The sequence below is a fragment of the Qipengyuania sp. ASV99 genome, assembly GCF_047872805.1.
Classification (GTDB): Bacteria; Pseudomonadota; Alphaproteobacteria; order Sphingomonadales; family Sphingomonadaceae; genus Erythrobacter.
On the sequence record NZ_JBLQUK010000001.1, the window covers coordinates 381,159 to 400,674 of the forward strand.

Sequence of the window (19,516 nt, forward strand, 5' to 3'; positions counted from 1 at the left end):
TGACCCGATAATTAGAAAGAGTTAGGTCATGACCATTCGACTTGGAGGCATCATCATCGGCCTTGGCCTCACAGCGGTGCTGCTGCTGTGGTCGCTGGTGCCCGGCCTCATCAATTTCGCCATGCCGGAGAAACCGGATTATTACGCCTTTCACGAAGAGAACATTGCCCCAGAGGGCGGCTTTTCGTTCGAAGGGCCACTGGGCAAGTGGGACTACGCTCAGCTGCAGCGCGGCTATCAGGTCTACAAGGAAGTCTGCTCAGCCTGTCACAGTCTGAAATTCGTGGCTTTCCGCAATCTTGAACAGCTCGGCTACACTGAAGCCGAGGTCCGCGCTGAAGCCGCGAGCTGGATGGTTCCGGGGATCGATGACAAAGACGGATCGGTGATCGAGCGTCCGGGTCTGCCAACCGATTATTTTCCTTCGCCCTATGCCAATGTCGTTGAAGCGCGTGCGTTCAACAACAATGCGGTCCCGCCTGATCTGTCGCTGATGACCAAGGCGCGGCCCGATGGTTCGCATTATGTCTATTCGCTGATGCAGGGCTATGTTGAGCCTGACCCAGAGGATCAGGCCAAACCGCCAGAATTTGAAACTCCACCGGGTCTGTATTTCAACGAGCATTTCGGAAGCATCAACATTGCCATGCCGCCGCAATTGCTGCCCGATATCGTGACCTATTCCGATGGAACCGAAGCGACCACCGAGCAGATGTCGGCCGATATTGCTGCGTTCCTGACCTGGACCGCAGAGCCTTCGCTGATCCAGCGCAAGCAGACCGGTTGGTTTGTGATCGCATTTCTGATCTTTGCGACCGGCCTTGCCTATCTGTCCTACAAGCAGGTGTGGGCCGGGATGAAACCAAAGAAGAAATAGAACAATTTTTGCTGTAATATTCGTGATGCGCCTCATCACCGCTTGCCGGCGGTGGGGCGCTCATGCTTTTACAGGCGGGCGATTAACCGATTTTTGGGGGCGGGTATGAGTGCGGACGTGATGACAACCGAAGCGCTCAGAGCATTGGTGCGCACCGTCCCCGATTTTCCCGAACCGGGCATTCAGTTCCGCGATATCACCACTCTAATCGGCCATTCGCAAGGCATGGCGGCCAGTGTCCATCACCTTGCCGATCTCGCCCGCGCTGGCGGCGCGCAGAAAATCGCCGGGATGGAAGCGCGCGGCTTTATCTTTGGCGCAGCTGTCGCGGTGACGCTGGGCATCGGGTTTGTGCCGGTGCGCAAGCCGGGCAAGCTGCCGATCAAGACCATCGGTATCGACTACGCTCTTGAATATGGCACCGACCGCCTTGAAATGGATCCGGCTGCGGTCAATCCGGGCGAGAACGTCGTTATTGTCGATGATCTGATCGCAACCGGGGGCACCGCGCTGGCGGCAACCGAGTTGCTGAGAATGGCAGGCGCTCAGGTCGCACATGCGCTATTCGTGATCGACCTGCCTGATCTTGGCGGGGCAGACAGATTGCGCGGCGCCGGTGTTAATGTGGACGCATTGATGCATTTCGAAGGCGATTGATCGCTCGCATCCGGCATCCCCGCGCCGAAATTGCGGAACGCGGCGGGCGCCCCGTGGGTTAGTAAAGCGAGGACACCGAACATCACAATGGAATCGCAAGCTCTCGTAATCGCTGCCGTCGGTGCGCTTGGCATCGGTGCGCAGTGGATTGCGTGGCGAACCGGCTGGCCTGCGATTGTGTTGATGCTGGCGGCGGGCTTTATCGCTGGACCGATCACCGGATTCATCGATCCCGAGGCCGCATTTGGCGAAATGCTCGATCCGATGATCAGTGTCGGCGTCGCATTGATCCTGTTCGAAGGCGGATTGAGCCTTGATCTGCGCGAACTTCGCCATTCGGGCAGCGCGGTCTGGCGGCTGGCAACCATCGGCGTGCTGATTGGCTGGGCCCTGGGAGCCTTGGCGGGCTTCTATATCGCCGGGCTGGTCTGGCCGGTTGCAGTTCTGTTTGGCGGAATTCTGATTGTCACCGGCCCGACGGTTGTTATACCCTTGCTCAGACAGGCGAATATTCAAACCCGACCCAATTCGATCCTCAAATGGGAAGGCATCGTCAACGATCCCACCGGGGCACTATGCGCGGTGATTGCTTACGAATATTTCCGCCGGCTCAATGATTTTCCCGATGCTTCGGTAATCGAGGTGGTGCCCCCGCTGATCATTGCCGCCATCCTTTCTGGGTTGGTCGGATACGCTGCAGCGCGGTTGATTGCCTATCTTTTCCCGCGCGGTGCGATCCCCGAATATCTCAAGGTCCCAGTGCTGTTCACCAGTGTGATCGGAGTGTTTGTGCTGACCAACCAGATTGAGCACGAAGCCGGATTGGTTGCGGTTACCGTGATGGGAGTGACGCTCGCCAATCTCGACGTATCGAGCATCCGTTCGATCCATCCGTTCAAGGAAAATGTGGCGATCCTGCTGGTGTCGGGCATTTTTATCCTGCTCTCCTCCTCGCTTAAATGGGAGGAGATGTCCTATCTTCAGACCAGCATACGCCCGCTCCTGTTTCTGCTGGCATTGCTGTTTCTGGTGCGGCCGGCGACGGTGCTAATCAGCCTGCTTGGATCAGATGTGCCGTGGAATGAACGGCTGTTTGTCGCCTGGATCGCGCCTCGCGGGATCGTGCTGGTGGCGATTTCGGGCCTGTTCGCGCTGCGGCTTGGCGAATTGGGCATCGAAGGGGGGCAATTGCTGATCGGGCTTAGCTTTGCAGTGGTTGTGGTGACCGTCATCGCGCATGGCTTTACCGTCGATATTGTCGCCCGGTGGCTGGGGGTGAAAGGCACCTCCCGGCCAGGCCTGCTGATCGTCGGATCAACACCGTGGACGATCGCTCTGGCCAAGGAGATGGAGGCGCTGAAGACCCCGGTGATGATCGTCGATCCAAGCTGGCAAAGTCTGGCTGGAGCACGGCGCGAGGGCCTGCCGTTCTATCACGGCGAGATTTTGAACGAGGCGACCGAACATAATCTGGACCTTTCGCCGTTTCAGGTGTTGGTCGCAGCTACCGGGAACGAGGCGTATAACGCGCTAGTGTGCAATGAGTTTGCGCATGAGATTGGCCGTGACATGGTCTATCAGCTTGGCGAGAACAGCGAAGGCAACAGCCGCCACGCTCTGCCCGAAAGCATCCGGGGCCGGGCCCTGTTTGAAGCCGGTTTCAGCGTCACCGATGTGAACGAACGCCAACGTCAGGGCTGGGTCTTCAAGAAGACAAAATTGTCGCAGGAATTCGATTTTACCGCGGCGCTGGCCAAACTTCCCGAAGAGGCCACAATGTTGATGTTGGTGCGCGAAACCGGGGCCTTGCGGTTTTTCACCCATGCCGCTCGCCCCGACCCGCGCCCCGGTGACACGATCATCACCTATTCACCGCCGCAAGTGAAACAGCCTGAAAGCAAGACGCCAAAGCCGGGTGCTTCACAGGCGCGGACGAATGTCACGTGACAACCACCCAAGACCAAGAGGATAGAATGCAAATTGGACGTTTGATCACCGCGCTTGCAGGCCTTGTCGCCCTAAGCGCGTGCGAGGCGAACCCCGAAGAACGACCTGATGGGTTGGGTGAACCCACCGCCTCCCCGGCACCTGCCGAATCGGCCGGCGAAGTGGTCTCAATCTTGCGTCCCGATATCCAGCAGCCCGACCTTCCGCCCCCACCGATCGAACCGCTGCGGGTCACAATTGGTTTTCCCGAAGGCGGAGCGGAATTGGATGCAGCGGCTCAAGCTGCGCTGGAGGCGCTACTTACGAGTGAGCAAATTGGGCTGGGTGGGCCGATCTCGCTGGCCGGACACACCGACTCGGATGGCAGCGATGCGGTGAATGAACGCGCTTCACGCAACCGCGCAGAGACGGTGCGCGACTGGCTGGTCGCCAATGGCATCGCAGAGGCGCGCATCAAGATTGTCGCATTTGGCGAGCAGAATCCCGCCGAACCAAACGCGCTGCCGGATGGCTCACCCGACGAAGCCGGTCGCTCCGCCAATCGCCGCGTCGAAATCGAAGTGCCCGCGCTGGTTCAGTTATCAACTGAGGGTGCGGACTAATTTCAGCACATCGCCTGCCAGTTCAGACCGGCAGATCAGGAGATCGGGGAGATAGGGATCGGCTTGATTGTAGCGCAGCGGCGATCCGTCGATCCGCGAACAATGCAGGCCATGCGCCTCTGCCACGGCGACCGGGGCGCAATTGTCCCATTCATACTGCCCGCCTGAATGAAGATAAATCTCCGCCTCTCCGCGCACCACGGCCATCGCTTTCGCCCCAGCGCTGCCCATTTCGATCAGCACGCCGCCCATCGCTTCGGCCACGCCGAGCGCTTCACGCGGGGGCCGAGTGCGGCTGATCAGAAAGCGGGGCACGGTCGGGATAGTTGAAAGGGAGCGCGGCTCATCACTGCGCAGCACGATCCCCGCACCGAGTCCCGGCAGTGCGACCGCGCCCGTTGTTGCTATGCCGTCTACCACCAGGCCGACATGCACAGCCCAGTCGCTGCGGGTCTCACCATATTCACGAGTGCCATCAACCGGGTCGACGATCCACACCCGGCTCTTATCAAGGCGCGCAGTGCTGTCTTTCTCCTCTTCTGACAGCAGGCCGTCATCGGGCCGTGCCACCCGCAGCGCATGGCATAGAAATTCGTTCGCTGTTGCATCGCCCGCCGCGCCCAGCGTCTTTCCTTCGAACACCCCGGACCCGCGCACGTCGAGCAGAATTCGCCCCGCCGTTTCGGCAAGATGTGCGGCCAGTGCGGCGTCGGACGGGAATTGCGTGCTCACTTGAGCGGCAATATCTGAGCGATGATATATTCCGCAGCCTCCTGCGGCGTCATATCCACGGTGTTGACCCGGATTTCGGGATCTTCGGGCGGTTCATAGGGGCTATCGATCCCGGTGAAGTTCTTAAGGGCACCCGAACGCGCCTTTTTATACAGCCCCTTCACATCACGCTGTTCAGCCACTTCTAGCGGGGTATCGACAAAAATCTCGATGAATTCGCCCTCAGGCAGCATTTCGCGCACCATTCTGCGTTCGGCGCGAAACGGGCTGATGAAGGCGGTCAGCACAATTAATCCAGCATCCGCCATCAGTTTGGAGACTTCGCCGATCCGACGGATATTTTCGATCCGGTCGGTTTCGGTAAAGCCTAGGTCTCGGTTGAGACCATGGCGGACATTGTCTCCGTCGAGCAAGAAAGTATGCCGGTTCATCAAAGCAAGCTGCTTTTCGACCTCGTTGGCGATGGTCGATTTACCTGAACCCGACAGGCCGGTGAACCACAACACCCGCGGCTTTTGGTTCTTCAGCGCAGCGTGATCCTCGCGCGTGATGGTGGTCGGCTGCCAGTGTACATTTTGCGCCCTTCGCAGGCTGAATTCAATCATCCCGGCGCCAACGGTTGCATTGGTGAACTTGTCGATCAGGATGAAGCCGCCGAGCTGGCGGCTCTTGGCATAGGGTTCGAAAGTGATCGGGCGATCAGTCGCAAACTCAGCCACGCCTATTGCGTTGAGGCTCAGCGACTTGGTCGCCAGACGCTCGAGGCTGTTCACGTCGATTTCGTATTTGGGAGGGTGGATCGTCGCTGTGACGGTCTGCGTCCCGATCTTGAGCCAATATCCGCGGCCCGGCTTGAGCGCGGTTTCGTCCATCCACACAATGGTCGAGCAGAATTGATCGGAAGCCTCGGGCGGGTCGCCCGCCGCCGAGATCACATCGCCGCGCGAGCAATCGACCTCATCGTTCAGCGTAATGGTGACCGACTGGCCGGCAACAGCCTCATTGAGCTCCCCGTCAAAGGTCGAGATGGCCTTTATCGTGCTGGTCTTGCCCGCCGGAACAATCCGCACCGGATCGCCGGGCCGAAGGGTCCCGCTCGCAATCTGCCCGGCGAACCCGCGAAAATCGAGATTGGGGCGATTGACCCATTGCACCGGCATACGGAAAGATCGCTCCTGCGCAGCGGCGCTCGCAAGCTCGACTGTTTCGAGGTGATGGATCAGCGAAGGTCCACCATACCACGGAGTGTTGGCCGATGGGGATGCGGTGATATTGTCGCCCTTGAACCCTGAGATTGGGATGGCGGTGAAGTGTTCGATCCCGACCTCGCCCGCGAAAGCGGCATATTCCGCGACGATTTTTTCGAAGGTCGCCTGATCGTAATCAACCAGATCCATCTTGTTCACCGCCAGCACCAGATGGCGGATGCCGAGCAGGTGTACCAGATAGGAATGCCGCCGGGTTTGTTGCAGAACACCCTTCCTCGCATCGATCAGGATCACCGCGCAATCTGCGGTCGACGCTCCGGTGACCATGTTGCGAGTGTATTGTTCATGACCCGGCGTATCGGCGACGATGAACTTGCGTTTCTCGGTGGAGAAGAAACGGTACGCAACATCGATGGTGATGCCTTGCTCGCGTTCGGCAGCCAGCCCATCGACCAACAGCGCGAAATCGATCTCTGACCCTTGCGTCCCATGTTTTGCGCTGTCGCTTTCGAGCGCCGCGAGCTGGTCTTCAAAAATCATCTTCGAATCATAAAGGAGCCGCCCGATCAACGTTGATTTGCCGTCATCGACGCTTCCGCAGGTGATGAAGCGCAACAGGCTCTTGTGTTGATGCTGTTCGAGATAGGCGTCGATGTCCTCGGCAATCAGCGCGTCGGTCTGGAAGCTGGAATTCTGGGCGCTCATCAGAAATACCCCTCCTGCTTCTTGTCTTCCATGCTCGCCGATTGCCCCTTGTCGATAGCGCGGCCTTGCCGTTCCGATCCCGTAGCGAGCAGCATTTCCTGGATGATGTCGTTCATGTCAGTCGCATCGCTTACGGTTGCCCCGGTCAGCGGGTAACAGCCGAGCGTGCGGAACCGGACGGAGCGCGTCACTGGCTGCTCGCCTTGTTCAAGACGAAAGCGCTCGTCATCAACGACTAGGATCATTCCGTCGCGTTCAACTGTCGGGCGCGGGGCGGAAAAATAAAGCGGTACGATGTCGATCTTCTCCAGCGCGATATATTGCCAGATATCGAGCTCGGTCCAATTTGAGATCGGGAAGACGCGTACGCTCTCATCCTTGTTCTTCTTTGCATTGTAGAGGTTCCACAGCTCAGGCCGCTGGTTCTTCGGGTCCCAGCGGTGAGCGGCGGTGCGGAAAGAGAACACGCGCTCCTTGGCCCGTGCCTTTTCCTCGTCCCGGCGCCCTCCGCCAAACGCCGCGTCGAAGCCGTGCTGCGTCAGGGCGCGCTTCAGCGGATCGGTCAGCTGCGCTTGGCTGTAAAGCGCGCTGCCAGTGTCAAAGGGATTGATGCCCTGCGCCTCGGCATCGTCATTCTGCGCGACGATCAGTTCGAGGGCATATTCTCGCACGGTCCGGTCACGATGCGCCAGCAGGTCGGCAAAGTCCCAACCGCTTGCTACATGCAGCATCGGGAAGGGCGGCGGCGCGGGATAAAACGCCTTTCGCGCCAGATGCAGCATGACCGAGCTGTCCTTGCCCACCGAATACAGCATGACCGGATTTTCTGCCTCGGCCACGACTTCGCGGAAAATGTGGATGCTTTCGGCTTCGAGCCGCTCAAGATGGGTCAGTGTTCGCATGCTCCGCCAGCTAATGCGCCAAGCCTGCGAACAACACAAAGATTTGGTTGGGAGGGGAGTAGGTTTGGAGCGGGTAAGGGGAATCGAACCCCTCTAGCTAGCTTGGAAGGCTAGAGCATTACCACTATGCTATACCCGCCCGCTCAAGCCTCGCCATTGCCATCAAAGCGCGGGCCTCGTCAAGCGGCTGCTGTGCCGGAGTTTGTCCTGTTCCAGCGCACCGATGACCAGAATGCGAGCCCAATCAGAGCCGCTCCGATCAGACCAGTGATGACTTCGGGGATATGCGCGAAGGTGTTGATATACATGATCACCGCCAGCGCCAGGATCGCGTAGAACGCGCCGTGTTCGAGATAACGATATTCCGACATTGTCCCCTTGCGCACCAGAAAGATCGTCATCGAACGCACGAACATTGCTCCGATCCCCAACCCGATTGCGATGATGATAAGATTGTTGGTCAGTGCAAACGCCCCGATAACGCCGTCAAACGAGAAACTTGCGTCGAGCACTTCGAGATAGAGAAACGCGCCGAATCCGGCTCTCGCCACATCCCCGGTCGAGGGTGCGGGCGGCTCCAGAAGGTGATTGACAATCTCGACCGCCAGATAGGTCAGCATGCCGCCAATCGCGGCGGTGATGAAGGTGAGCGCGTCGGCATCTGACAACATGGCAGAAGTCGCCCATGTGCCTGCAAGCACCAGCCCGATCGATACCGCTTCAATATTGGCGACCCCGGCGAGCGGGCGCTCAATCGCGTCGATCCAATTGAGTCGCTTGTCCGAATCGAAGAAGAACTTGAGCCCCACCATACCAAGGAACGCGCCGCCAAAACCCATCAGGCCGATATGCGCAGCGCTGACGATCCGCTGGTATTCTGCGGGTTTGCTGAGCGCCAGTTCAATCGCGTCGACCGGGCCTATGCCGGCCGCCACCATCACGATCACCAAGGGAAAGACTATCCGCATTCCGAAAACCGCAATCGCGATCCCCCAGGTCAGGAACCGCTGCTGCCAGACCGGATCCATATCCTTAAGTATCGAAGCATTGACCGCCGCATTGTCGAACGACAGCGATATTTCCAGCACCGCCAGCACGGCGCAGATCCACAGGATCCCGATAACCCCGTCTATGGTGCCGTGGATCAGCCAACCATAGTATCCGCCCAGTGTCAGACACGCGGCGGAAAACAGGAGCGAACCCCAAAAATGCTTGAGCATTGAATATTATCCTTTTTCCGCTGATCGCGGTAGCACTGCCATATTGTCGATTAGCCGGGTGCCGCCAATGCGCGCCGCTACCAGCAAGCGGGTCGGTGCGCCAGCCAGCGCGTTGATCGGCTGCAGCGAGACGGCATCAACCAGTTCGGCATAATCAACGCTGCCGAACCCCGCATTCAGCAATTCGGCCTCAAATGCCGCAAGTTCTTCGGCCACATCATGGCCATCTTCGATCTTTGCAATCGCAACCTTCATGGCTTGCGGCAATTTGGCAGCAGCGCGGCGGTGTTCGGGCGAAAGATAGCGATTGCGGCTCGACATGGCTAGGCCATCGGCCTCTCGCACAGTCGGAACGCCAATGATCGCATCGGCATGCGGCTGCGTGAAATCGAGGTCGCGCGCCATTGCCCGAATCACTGCAAGCTGTTGAAAATCCTTCTCGCCAAAGAATGCCATATCGGGCCGCACCTGGTTGAACAGCTTGCTCACCACCGTCGCCACTCCGTCGAAATGGCCGGGCCTTGTTTTGCCGCATAAGTCTTCGCTCACCCCGCGGACAGAAATGCTGGTGGCGAAGCCGTCGGGATACATCTCCCTGACTTTTGGTGCCCACAGCAGCGCGCAGCCCTCTGCCTCCAGCATCGCCGCATCTTCGGCAAGCTGGCGTGGATAGGCATCGAGATCCTCGTTCGGACCGAATTGGGTGGGATTGACGAAGATCGAAGCGACGACATGGTCGCAAGCGTCGCGCGCGCGCCGAACCAACGTCAAATGCCCTTCGTGGAGCGCACCCATGGTCGGCACCAGTCCAATTCTGGAGCCAGATGCGCGCAGGTTTTTTATCTGCATTCTCAACACATCGAGTGTATCAGTGGTTTGCACGAAGAATTCCCCTCGGATACGGTCAAAAAAGCAAATCCCTTGCGCGTTAGCCGCTTGCAGCGCTGCGCTCAAAAGCATTTCATGAAGAATGGGCGACTTTGCACCGCCTCCGCCTGATGAAGGAAGACCAGCGTCAATGACCTGCAGCACCGCGCACCGAATTGTTTTTGCCAATGAGAAGGGCGGGACTGGCAAGTCGACGACAGCGGTCCACATTGCAGTTGCGCTTTCCTATCTCGGCGCGCGGGTGACGATGCTTGATCTCGATCCACGCCAGCGCACCTCGCATCGCTATATGGAAAACCGGTTTCAGACCATGCAGCGACGCGCGGCTGAACTGCCGACCCCGGCTTGCGAAGTGTTCAAGGGGCGCAGTGAGCAGGCGCTATCGCTGACGATGGAGCGGATGGAAAAAGACTGCGATTTCCTCATCATCGACAATCCGGGGCGTGACGACCCATTGGCTCGGCATGCGGTCGAGAATGCTGATACGCTGGTGACACCGATGAATGACAGTTTTGTCGATTTCGACCTGATCGGGCAAGTCGATGCAGAGAGTTTCAAGGTCAAGAAGCTGTCCTTTTTCGCCGAGTTGATCTGGGAAGCGCGAGTAAAGCGCAGCCGCGCAACCATCGCCGAAAAGCGGCCCGAGATGGACTGGATCGTGGTGCGCAACCGCACCGGCTATACCGAAGCGCGCAACATGGGGCGGATCGAAAAGGCGCTCAATGAAATGTCCAAACGTGTGGGGTTTCGGGTAGTCCACGGACTTTCCGAAAGGGTGATTTACCGCGAGTTGTTCCCTTCGGGCCTGACTTTGTTGGACAAGGGGCATCTGGGCGATCTGGGCACCAGCCACCTGGTCGCCCGACAAGAATTGCGCGCGCTGCTGAAGGCCTTGAATCTGCCTGATTTTGCTAAGCCAGAGCCTAAGCTTGAGTTAGCCTAAGGACATGCTGCGATGCTGAAAATTGCTGTCATATTGTTGCTCGGGATCGTCTTCTTCCGTTGGGCGCTGGGGCAATGGCCGTGGCAAATGTTAAAGGTACGGCCGACGCGCAGTCAGGCGCTGTTCAACGCGCGCAGGCTGCTGCGGGTTGAACACGGAGCAAGCCGCCAGCAGATTCTGGCTGCGCACAAGCGGCTGATTTCAATGGTTCATCCGGATAAGGGCGGAACCAACGCGCAGGTGCACGAAGCGAACGATGCCCGCGATCTTCTACTCGACGAATTGCCGGGCAATGGGATCGAGCTGCGCAGCAATGATACGGGCGAGAGCAATGGCGAAGAGCCACCGCAGGATTGACATATTTCCAGTCCAACCGAAGCGCATGAAGAACAAGACTGTCTAGGAATATCACGCGATGGCCCATCAATTTGACCCCACAATGCTGCGCGAATACGATATTCGCGGGATTATCGGAGAGACATTGGGCGCCGATGATGCCCGAGCAATCGGACGCACTTTTGGTTCAATGTTGGTTCGCGCGCTTGCCGAGGAAGATGCGAGCGAAACCGCACCAACCGTTGCGGTGGGTTATGACGGGCGGGTCAGTTCCCCCATGCTCGAACATGCATTGGTGGAGGGCCTCAATTCGAGCGGTTGCAATGCTTTGAGGATTGGCATGGGCGCGACCCCGATGCTGTATTATGCCGAGGCATCACGCAAAGAGATACAGGGCGGCATTCAGATAACTGGCAGCCACAATCCCCCCAATTACAATGGCTTCAAAATGGTATTTCAGGGGCGCCCGTTCTTCGGCGCGAATATCCAGAAGCTCGGGGAATTGGCAGCACGCGGCGACTGGACCAGCGGGGCCGGGGAGATTACGGCACTCGACATCCTTGGCGAGTATGTCGAGCGCATGCTCGAAGGCCTGATCGATATTCCTGTCGAAGCCTTGTCCGGGATCAGGGTCGGCTGGGACGCGGGCAACGGCGCGGCCGGTCCGGCCCTCGAAGCGTTGGCGGCGCGATTGCCGGGCGAACATCATCTGTTGTTTACCGAAGTTGACGGACATTTCCCAAACCACCATCCTGATCCCACTGTCGAAGCCAATCTGGCGGACTTGCGCGCGCTCGTCGCGGAGAAGAACCTCGACTTTGGAGTGGCTTTTGATGGCGATGGCGACCGGATCGGCGCAATCGATGGCGAAGGCCGGGTGATCTGGGGCGATCAATTGCTGATGATCTATGCCGAGGATGTGCTGACTTCTCAGGACAGCAAGCACCGCGGAGCCACGATTATCGCCGATGTTAAGGCCAGTGGCGCGCTGTTCGACCGAGTCGCGGAACTGGGCGGAAAGCCGCTAATGTGGAAGACCGGGCATTCGCTGATTAAGTCCAAAATGAAGGAAACGTCTTCGCCATTGGCGGGCGAAATGAGCGGCCACGTCTTTTTCGCTGACAGCTATTACGGCTTCGACGATGCGCTATATGCGGGCATCCGGCTGATCGCGGCCTCGGCGCGGCTGGGCAAGTCAGTGACCGAGCTGCGCAGCGCCATGCCCGCGATGCTCAACACGCCTGAAATGCGGTTTCAGGTCGATGAAGCGCGCAAATTCCCGGCCATGGCCGAAGTGATGGAGCGGCTCACCACCCAGCCCGGACCGGAGGTGGAAAGCGTCAACGCCACCGATGGGGTGCGCGTGAACACCGCTGACGGTTGGTGGCTGCTGCGCGCATCGAACACACAGGACGTGCTGGTCGCCCGCGCGGAGAGCGACACCGATGCAGGCCTTGCCCGCCTGATCGCACAGATTGACGAACAACTGGCGCTGTCAGGGCTGGAGCGCGGGGAGAGTGTTGGGCACTGACCCTCCATCAAGCCAATGGCCATGGTCTGAGCTGGGCATTGCCGAAACATCGGACCGCGATGCCATCCATGCGGCCTTTGCGGCCCGTCGCGCTGCGCTGGATGCGCAGGCGATGCGGATTTCTGCATTTGCTCAGCTGACTGAAGCGCGGGAGAAAGCTCTGTTCTTGGCTGCGGATCTGCGCCGTAAGAGCGAGCGCGCCGGAGCAGTGAACGAGCCTGAAGCCGAGCCGCAACAGCCTGTTGACACTGCGACACCTGTGCAGGGGGCGCCCCCCGAACCCGAACCCGAACCCGAACCCGAACCCGAACCCGAACCCGAACCCGAACCCGAACCCGAACCCGAACCGGAGCCGGAGCCGGAGCCGGAGCCGGAGCCGGAGCCGGAGCCGGAGCCGGAGACGGAGACGGAAGAGTGGGAACATTCTGGCCGCTATGTTGCCGAGACTGAGCGCGAACTGATGTTGCAGAATGCCGCGGATGAGCGGACGCTTGCCAACCACTTGCCATCGAACCTGGACTTGGAGCCGCTTCGCAAGAACTGGCACTGGCTGTTTCTGGGGTTCATCTTGCTCGTCGCCATGTGCAGCGGAGATGATGATCGAGAGGAGCCGCGCCGCGAATATCCGATCATCCAACGGCCTGCGTTGCAGTCCGGAGCAGACCGGCGTCCCGGCGACATCGATCCAGTGCAGGTCGAAGCCATGATCGATGAACTGTTCGGCGCTGAATTCGATTATGTCGGCCTCGTTTCTGCCGATGGCACCTTGTCCCACCAACTGATAGGTCTCCTATCCGCACAGTCCGGCGACTTTGGTGCGGCTCGCGCCTATTTGCGCCGCCGCATGCTCGGCGCGCGCGCTGCCGCCCCGCGCGAACAGGCATTGGCGATCGCCGAGTTGCATCTTGCCTGGCTCACCACCGCGCAGGAGATTGGCAAGGATGCATGCCAGCAAGTCACCGGCTTGAGTTTTTCTGGCGATACTCCGCAAATGCGTGAAGACTGGAAGACATTCGAACAGAGCCTCGCACTTGGTCTGCTGCAATCGGGCGGGTTCGGCGCGGAAGCTTTGGGGGTAGAGCGGGGCGCCACGCCCGATTGGGCCTTCGTTGCCGCGGCTGAGCGTTACAGTGTCGAGGTTCCTGAACTGCGCGAATGGCTCGTCAGTCAGGATGGTCCCAACCATTGCTCGGCGCAAATTGGGCTCCTTCAAGCGATGCTGGATAGACGAGACGACGTGACACCGGCGATGCTCGCTTCGATTGGCGGGCTATGAAGCGCCCACAGGTGCGGTATCGCGCTTGTCGCCATGCCCGCCGCTTGCCATCACGCGTAGAGTGAGCAACGCACCACCCTTGCCTCCCGAAATCCCGCCCGAAATTCAGGCGTGGTTCGATGCGCGCGGGTGGCGGATCCGGCGGCACCAGCTTGAAATGCTCTTCAAAGCGCGCGCGGGTGCGCATGCTCTCTTGGTGGCGGATACCGGGGCGGGCAAGACGCTCGCCGGGTTTCTGCCGACGCTGTGCGATTTCGCGCCGAGTATGGGCGCGCCGCCCGCTGAGGGTCTGCACACGCTCTATGTCTCGCCGCTGAAGGCGCTGGCGCATGACGTGAAGCGCAATCTGCTGAGCCCGATTGAGGAAATTGACCTGCCGATCCGGGTCGAGACGCGCAGCGGAGATACGTCCTCCGATCGAAAGAAGCGCCAGCGCGAGAAGCCACCGCATGTGTTGTTGACCACGCCCGAATCGCTCTCGCTGCTGCTGTCCTATCCCGAAAGCCGGGAGCTGTTTCGTGATCTCAAACGGGTGGTGATCGATGAGGTCCATGCCTTTGCCACAGGTAAACGTGGCGATCTGCTGGCGCTGTCGCTCGCGCGGTTGCAGAACTTCGCACCGGGCCATCGGCGCGTCGCACTGTCCGCGACGCTCGCAAATCCGTTGGCGTTTCAGGAATGGTTGGCGCCGCAAGGCACGGATGGCACCGGAGAGATTGTCGCCGCCGATCTGGTGCTGGGCGAGCCGGGAGCCGCGCCTGAGGTCGAGATTCTGCTCCCGATCGAAGAGCGAGTGCCATGGGGCGGGCACGCGGGGCGCTGGGCGGTGGATCAGCTTTACGCAGCGATAAAGGCCAACCGCACCACGCTGATATTCACCAACACGCGCTTCCTTGCCGAGTATATCTTTCAATGCCTTTGGGACGTCAACGAAGACCACCTTCCCATCGGCGTGCACCACGGTAGCCTATCGAAGGAAGCGCGGCGCAAGGTCGAAGATGCGATGGCTGCAGGCAATCTGCGGGCTTTGGTCTGCACTGCCAGCCTCGATCTCGGAGTGGATTGGGGCAACATTGATCTGGTGGTGCAGATGGGCGCGCCAAAGGGTTCCTCGCGTCTGTTGCAGCGCATCGGACGCGCTGGTCACCGGCTCGATATGCCATCGCGCGCGGTGCTTGTGCCCGGCAACCGGTTCGAATTTCTCGAAGCAATGGCGGCAAAAGATGCCGTGGACGAAGGCCAGCGCGACGGCGAGACTTTCCGTGATGGCGGGCTGGATGTGCTGGCGCAGCACATCATGGCCTGCGCCTGTGCCGGTCCTTTTCACGAAGATGATCTGCTGGTCGAACTGCACAACGCGCTCGCCTATGCCTGGCTCGATGCAGAAGGGCTGCGGCGGGTGCTGAACTTTGTTGAGAATGGCGGATATGCCCTGCGTGCCTATGACAAATTCAAACGGATCGTCCGCGGCAGGGATGGCGTTTGGCGGCTTTCCCACCCCAATCAGGCGCAGCGCCACCGGATGAATGCCGGGATCATCGTCGATTCTGAAATGCTCACCGTGCGGTTCAGGAACGGGCGCAAGTTGGGCAAGGTCGAGGAACGCTTTGCCGCGCAATTGTCTGCCGGGGACACGTTCTTCTTTGCCGGGATGAGCCTGGAGGTGGAAAGCGTGAAGGACATGGACGTGATTGTTCGCGCTGCGAAGAAATCGGCGACCATCCCATCCTATGGCGGGTTGCGCCTCCCGCTGACCACGCATCTGGCGACGCGGGTGCAGGCGATGCTCGACGACCGCGCAGGCTGGGGCCGCTTTCCCGACGATGTGCGCGAGTGGCTGGAGGTGCAGGATTACCGCAGCCGGCTACCCAAACCGGGCGAATTGCTGGTCGAAAGCTTTCCGCATCATGGCAAGCACTACACCGCCTATTACACATTCGAAGGGTGGAACGCGAACCAGTCGCTGGGGATGCTGATCACTCGGCGCATGGAGGATCGGGGGCTGATGCCGGGCGGGTTCGTGGCCAATGATTACTGCCTGGCGGTGTGGGGATTGAAGCCGGTTGATGATCCCAAGCCGCTCTTGTTGCCCGATATATTGACCCATGAATTTATCGAATGGGTGACGGAATCGCACTTGCTGCGCCGCGCTTTTCGAGAGGTCGCTGTGATCAGTGGGCTTGTCGAGCGTCAACATCCTGGAAAGCGCAAAACCGGGAAACAGGTGACCTTCTCAACCGACCTCATTTACGATGTGCTGAGGAAGTTCGAGCCAGATCACATCCTGTTAGAGGCTGCATGGGCCGATGCTCGCGCACGGATGACCGATGTGGGGCGGCTTGGCGATTTGCTGGAACGTTCGCAGCATGAATTGGTGCATGTTGAGCTGACGCGCGTGTCCCCGCTGGCGGTACCGGTGATGACGATGATCGGGCGCGAGGCGGTGCCGCAAGGTGCAGTGGACGACGAATTGTGGGTTGAGGCGGAAAGCCTTGCGGGGGAGGCAATGCGGATCGATCCGTTGGAGATGGATGACCGCGAGGGCATCTGACGTCCGGACGTTTCCGTGATGGAAAACCAGAAAGGGCGCCGCGATTTCTCGCAGCGCCCTCTTATCAGGCCAAGGCCCATATTTGTCTCAGATGTTACTGGCCGGAGCCGAACACGCGATATTTTTCATTGCCGACAAAGCCGAACTTGGTCACGCCGGATGCCTTGATGATCTGCAGCACCTTGGCGGTCAGGTCATAGCTGGCCTGCGCCTCGGGCTCAAACTGCAGCTCTGGTTCCACTGCGAAGTTCGTGGATTCCTGCAACAGCGTCACAAGCTGACCTGAGGTGATGGTTTCAGCGTTCCAAAGGATCTGATCCTGCGAAGTCAGCACCAGCTTGTTCTTGATCGGATCGACTGGTGGCGGCGGCATATTCGAAGTGTCTTGCGGCAAATCGATATCGACCGAGTGCGTTGCCACCGGAATGGTGATGATGAACATGATAAGCAACACGAGCAGAACGTCGATCAACGGCGTCATGTTCATGTCGAGCATTGGCTGGCCGTCCAGCTGGCCTCCTGCCATACCCATGTCAGTTACTCCTTAGATACCTGTGCCATTCCATCGCCGTTGGGGCATGGGCACCGGGGTGATTAGATGCCGGGTGAAACCGGGTTCGAGATAAAGCCGACCGTTGGATAACCCGCAGCCTGCACATTGTAGATTGCGCCAGCCACACAGCGCCAAGGCGTGTTTACGTCGGCGCGAATATGGACCTGGGGGATCCGCTCAGGATCTTCCATGATTGCTTCGGGTCCGCCAGCGGCCTGAACGATTGCATCGAGACGCGAAAACGCCTGATCGTACAATTCTTCGGAAGTAACCGGCGTGATATTGTTGAAATACACGCGGCATTCCCCGGAACGTGATGCGCCCTGAAACCCGGTTCTGATCGTCGAGGCGGTGTTACCTGCTTCGTCGGTCGTGCTCACGGTTAGCTGAAGATTCTCAACCTTGTTCTTCGATTCAATCGATTCGAACACCGGAATCTCCAGCTTTTCAATCGTCTGGATCGCCACCGGAACCGCGATGAGGAAGATGATCAGGAGAACCAGCATCACATCGACCAGCGGCGTGGTGTTGATGTCGGACATCGGGGTATCGCCCCCACCTCCCGTCGAAATCGCCATTGTGAATTCCCTATCTGCTCAAAAAAAGAGCTTTTCAAAAAGTCAGCGCACTGTGGCGCTGCCTCGCAACTTATGAACCGTGCGGGTTGCCGGGGGCACCGCTGAGCGCCCCCGGCAAAGCTCCGGTTTTTACTTGTTTACGCCAACGCCGCCGGTCGTGGTGGCGGGCTTTGCAGGGGCAGCCTTCGCAGCGGGTGCTGCGGTTACCGCCGGCTTCACTGCGCCGTCCGAGCTGATGTAGGCAAGGATGTCGGTCGAGAAGCTGCCAAGCAATTCGCCAATGCGACGGTTGCGGGCCTGAAGGAAGTTGAACGCAAGCACCGCAGGCACAGCGACGAGCAGACCGATTGCGGTCATGATCAGCGCTTCACCCACCGGACCGGCAACCTTGTCGATCGAGGCCGAACCTTCAATGCCGATGTTGATCAGCGCGCGATAGATCCCGATCACGGTACCGAGCAGACCGATGAACGGCGCGGTCGCACCAACCGACGCGAGGAAGGACAGACCGCCCGACAGCGCATAGTTGATCGAATCTTCCGAACGTTGAAGCGAACCGTGCATGTAATCATGCGCTTCGAGGCTGTCGGTCATCTTGCCGTGCTTTTCCTGAGCGGTGATCGCATCATCGGCGATTTGACGCCATGCGCTGTTCTTTTCAAGCTTCGCAGCGCCTTCTTTAAGGGTGGCTGCACGCCAGAAAGTGCCAGGTACGCTCTTGTACTGGCGAAGCACCTTGGCTTGTTCAAAATATTTGGTGAACAGGATGTAGAACGATCCGACCGACATGATGACCATCACGGCAAGGATCGACCAGGCAACCGGGCCGCCTTCTTCCATGGCTTTCACAAAGCCGAATTCGTTCTCCGGCGCTTCGGTTGCGGCAACCGCTGCAAGATAATAAAGGTTCATTGCGAATAGTCCTTCTAAAAAAGTGTCCCCAGGATTGCCGCCCCTTCCTTGCGAGCCGCCAATCCGTGATTTTCATCAATTCAAACGATAAGTGATCCGCGTCGAATACGAACCCGATGTCGGATTTCCGGCGGCATCCAGTGCCGGATTGAAACGCGCATAACGCTCCATCCCCGAACAAGCTGCATCGTCGAGAATGCTCGACCCGCTAGACGCCGTAACCGAGCAGCCAGTCGCGCGTCCATCAGGTGTCACAGTGACGCGAACGCCTACGGTGCCTTCGACCTCTTCACGCAAAGCGCGCGAAGGGTAATTGTCCTGAATCCTCTGCGCCCAGCTGCGTTCGTTGCGAGTGGTCGCACCGCGGGCCTGTGACGGCGCAGGAGGCGGCGCAGGCGGGGCAACCGGGGCTGGAGGCGGGATCCGCAATGCCGGCGGAGCAGGCGGCGGGATCGTAGGCTGCGTGCGAATGGGTGGCGGAGCCGGTGCGATGTTAATCGGCGGCGGCGGTGCAACCGGCGGCGGAGGTGATACCTCCTGCTCCGGCGGTGGCGGTTCTTCCGGTTCCTCTTCGGGGGGTTCAGGCTCCTCGATATCAATCGTGGTAACCCTCTCGATCTCTTTCAGAGCCTTTGAAATTGTCAGGCCGAGCACCATAGCGAGCCCAATTAGTCCCACTACGGTTAACGCCGCGATCAAGCCGATCAGCTTGGCCGGCGTAAGCCCTTGTTGGTCAGCGTAGGCCATCCAGTCGCTTTCTCTCCATAATAACTGACGGACCGAAATCCGACACAATTCTCACGTCAGGCCAAACACCAGACGCTCCGATTCGCATCGGATCGCTGAAATCGACCTGGGCCGTGAATCCCAGAATCTTGTATCTCCCAGCCGGTCCCCGATGTCCATATGCGCTGCCCGTTAACCCGGAGGGCGCGCGCCAGAAATCCAGTCCCGACAGACCGCCCAATGCATCCTTTCCCAAGATGCATATGAAGCGGCCCTGCCTGCGCCGATCTTGTCCCCAACCTCGCCGTAAGCCCTTGGAGCCTTAACCGGCAAGGTCTAGGCAATCAAACGCTTTTACGGTTCAGGGCCGAT

General features: G+C 59.3%; 18 protein-coding genes and 1 tRNA gene. 9 read left to right on the forward strand and 10 right to left on the reverse strand.

From position 1 onward, the window contains the following. Nucleotides 1-28: 28 nt before the first annotated feature. The 4 genes from ACM64M_RS01890 (at nt 29) to ACM64M_RS01905 (ending at nt 4,083) form a co-directional block, all read left to right on the forward strand. Nucleotides 29-877: a cytochrome c1 gene (locus ACM64M_RS01890; RefSeq protein WP_416226940.1), complete on the forward strand. Its 849-nt coding sequence runs from the start codon at nt 29-31 to the stop codon at nt 875-877. A gap of 120 nt (nt 878-997) precedes the next feature. After that, nucleotides 998-1,534 (forward strand): adenine phosphoribosyltransferase, encoded by a 537-nt coding sequence (locus tag ACM64M_RS01895; RefSeq protein WP_416227347.1) that lies wholly within the window; start codon nt 998-1,000, stop codon nt 1,532-1,534. Nucleotides 1,535-1,621: 87 nt separating this feature from the next. Continuing rightward, nucleotides 1,622-3,481, forward strand: coding sequence for a cation:proton antiporter (locus tag ACM64M_RS01900; RefSeq protein ID WP_416226941.1), 1,860 nt, complete (start codon nt 1,622-1,624; stop codon nt 3,479-3,481). 26 nt (nt 3,482-3,507) lie between these two features. Further along, nucleotides 3,508-4,083, forward strand: coding sequence for an OmpA family protein (locus ACM64M_RS01905; protein ID WP_416226942.1), 576 nt, complete (start codon nt 3,508-3,510; stop codon nt 4,081-4,083). Here the strand turns inward: ACM64M_RS01905 and ACM64M_RS01910 are convergent. The 6 genes from ACM64M_RS01910 to panC all read right to left on the reverse strand — a co-directional run bounded on the left by ACM64M_RS01910 (nt 4,063) and on the right by panC (nt 9,732). After that, on the reverse strand, nt 4,063-4,815 hold the full coding sequence (locus ACM64M_RS01910) for a 3'(2'),5'-bisphosphate nucleotidase CysQ (protein WP_416226943.1): 753 nt from the start codon (nt 4,813-4,815) through the stop codon (nt 4,063-4,065). The two genes, ACM64M_RS01905 and ACM64M_RS01910, sit on opposite strands and share 21 nt — an antisense overlap. After that, nucleotides 4,812-6,728, reverse strand: coding sequence for a sulfate adenylyltransferase subunit CysN (gene cysN, locus ACM64M_RS01915; RefSeq protein ID WP_416226944.1), 1,917 nt, complete (start codon nt 6,726-6,728; stop codon nt 4,812-4,814). Before cysN ends, ACM64M_RS01910 begins: the two co-directional genes overlap by 4 nt. Further along, nucleotides 6,728-7,630 carry a sulfate adenylyltransferase subunit CysD gene (cysD, locus tag ACM64M_RS01920; RefSeq protein ID WP_416226945.1) on the reverse strand — a complete coding sequence of 301 codons (903 nt, stop codon included), beginning with the start codon at nt 7,628-7,630 and terminating at the stop codon, nt 6,728-6,730. Before cysD ends, cysN begins: the two co-directional genes overlap by 1 nt. 65 nt (nt 7,631-7,695) lie before the next feature. Beyond that, nucleotides 7,696-7,769, reverse strand: a tRNA-Gly gene (locus ACM64M_RS01925). A 40-nt stretch (nt 7,770-7,809) separates the two neighbouring features. Then, nucleotides 7,810-8,850, reverse strand: a complete 1,041-nt coding sequence (locus ACM64M_RS01930) for a DUF475 domain-containing protein (protein ID WP_416226946.1) — start codon at nt 8,848-8,850, stop codon at nt 7,810-7,812. Between the two features lie 6 nt (nt 8,851-8,856). Continuing rightward, nucleotides 8,857-9,732 (reverse strand): pantoate--beta-alanine ligase, encoded by an 876-nt coding sequence (gene panC, locus ACM64M_RS01935; protein WP_416226947.1) that lies wholly within the window; start codon nt 9,730-9,732, stop codon nt 8,857-8,859. Between the two features lie 136 nt (nt 9,733-9,868). Between panC and ACM64M_RS01940 the strand changes: the two genes are divergently transcribed. The 5 genes from ACM64M_RS01940 to ACM64M_RS01960 all read left to right on the forward strand — a co-directional run bounded on the left by ACM64M_RS01940 (nt 9,869) and on the right by ACM64M_RS01960 (nt 16,375). Then, the gene (locus ACM64M_RS01940) at nt 9,869-10,681 is read left to right on the forward strand and encodes a division plane positioning ATPase MipZ (protein ID WP_416226948.1); all 813 of its coding nucleotides are present in this window, start codon (nt 9,869-9,871) and stop codon (nt 10,679-10,681) included. Nucleotides 10,682-10,693: 12 nt separating this feature from the next. Beyond that, nucleotides 10,694-11,038 carry a molecular chaperone DnaJ gene (locus ACM64M_RS01945; protein WP_416226949.1) on the forward strand — a complete coding sequence of 115 codons (345 nt, stop codon included), beginning with the start codon at nt 10,694-10,696 and terminating at the stop codon, nt 11,036-11,038. 58 nt (nt 11,039-11,096) lie between these two features. Next, nucleotides 11,097-12,548 carry a phosphoglucomutase/phosphomannomutase PgmG gene (gene pgmG / locus ACM64M_RS01950; protein ID WP_416226950.1) on the forward strand — a complete coding sequence of 484 codons (1,452 nt, stop codon included), beginning with the start codon at nt 11,097-11,099 and terminating at the stop codon, nt 12,546-12,548. After that, nucleotides 12,535-13,824: a hypothetical protein gene (locus ACM64M_RS01955; RefSeq protein WP_416226951.1), complete on the forward strand. Its 1,290-nt coding sequence runs from the start codon at nt 12,535-12,537 to the stop codon at nt 13,822-13,824. Before pgmG ends, ACM64M_RS01955 begins: the two co-directional genes overlap by 14 nt. Nucleotides 13,825-13,885: 61 nt before the next feature. Next, nucleotides 13,886-16,375, forward strand: a complete 2,490-nt coding sequence (locus ACM64M_RS01960) for a ligase-associated DNA damage response DEXH box helicase (RefSeq protein ID WP_416226952.1) — start codon at nt 13,886-13,888, stop codon at nt 16,373-16,375. A 94-nt stretch (nt 16,376-16,469) separates the two neighbouring features. Here ACM64M_RS01960 and ACM64M_RS01965 read toward each other — a convergent pair whose 3' ends face one another. The 4 genes from ACM64M_RS01965 to ACM64M_RS01980 all read right to left on the reverse strand — a co-directional run bounded on the left by ACM64M_RS01965 (nt 16,470) and on the right by ACM64M_RS01980 (nt 19,165). Further along, entirely contained in the window at nt 16,470-16,907 is a 438-nt protein-coding gene (locus ACM64M_RS01965) for an ExbD/TolR family protein (RefSeq protein ID WP_416226953.1), read from the reverse strand. Between the two features lie 62 nt (nt 16,908-16,969). Then, nucleotides 16,970-17,506: an ExbD/TolR family protein gene (locus ACM64M_RS01970; RefSeq protein WP_416226954.1), complete on the reverse strand. Its 537-nt coding sequence runs from the start codon at nt 17,504-17,506 to the stop codon at nt 16,970-16,972. Between the two features lie 129 nt (nt 17,507-17,635). Next, nucleotides 17,636-18,418, reverse strand: a complete 783-nt coding sequence (locus ACM64M_RS01975; RefSeq protein ID WP_416226955.1) for a MotA/TolQ/ExbB proton channel family protein — start codon at nt 18,416-18,418, stop codon at nt 17,636-17,638. Nucleotides 18,419-18,493: 75 nt separating this feature from the next. Further along, complete coding sequence (locus tag ACM64M_RS01980) at nt 18,494-19,165, reverse strand: energy transducer TonB (RefSeq protein ID WP_416226956.1); 672 nt, start codon at nt 19,163-19,165, stop codon at nt 18,494-18,496. Nucleotides 19,166-19,516 lie beyond the last annotated feature (351 nt).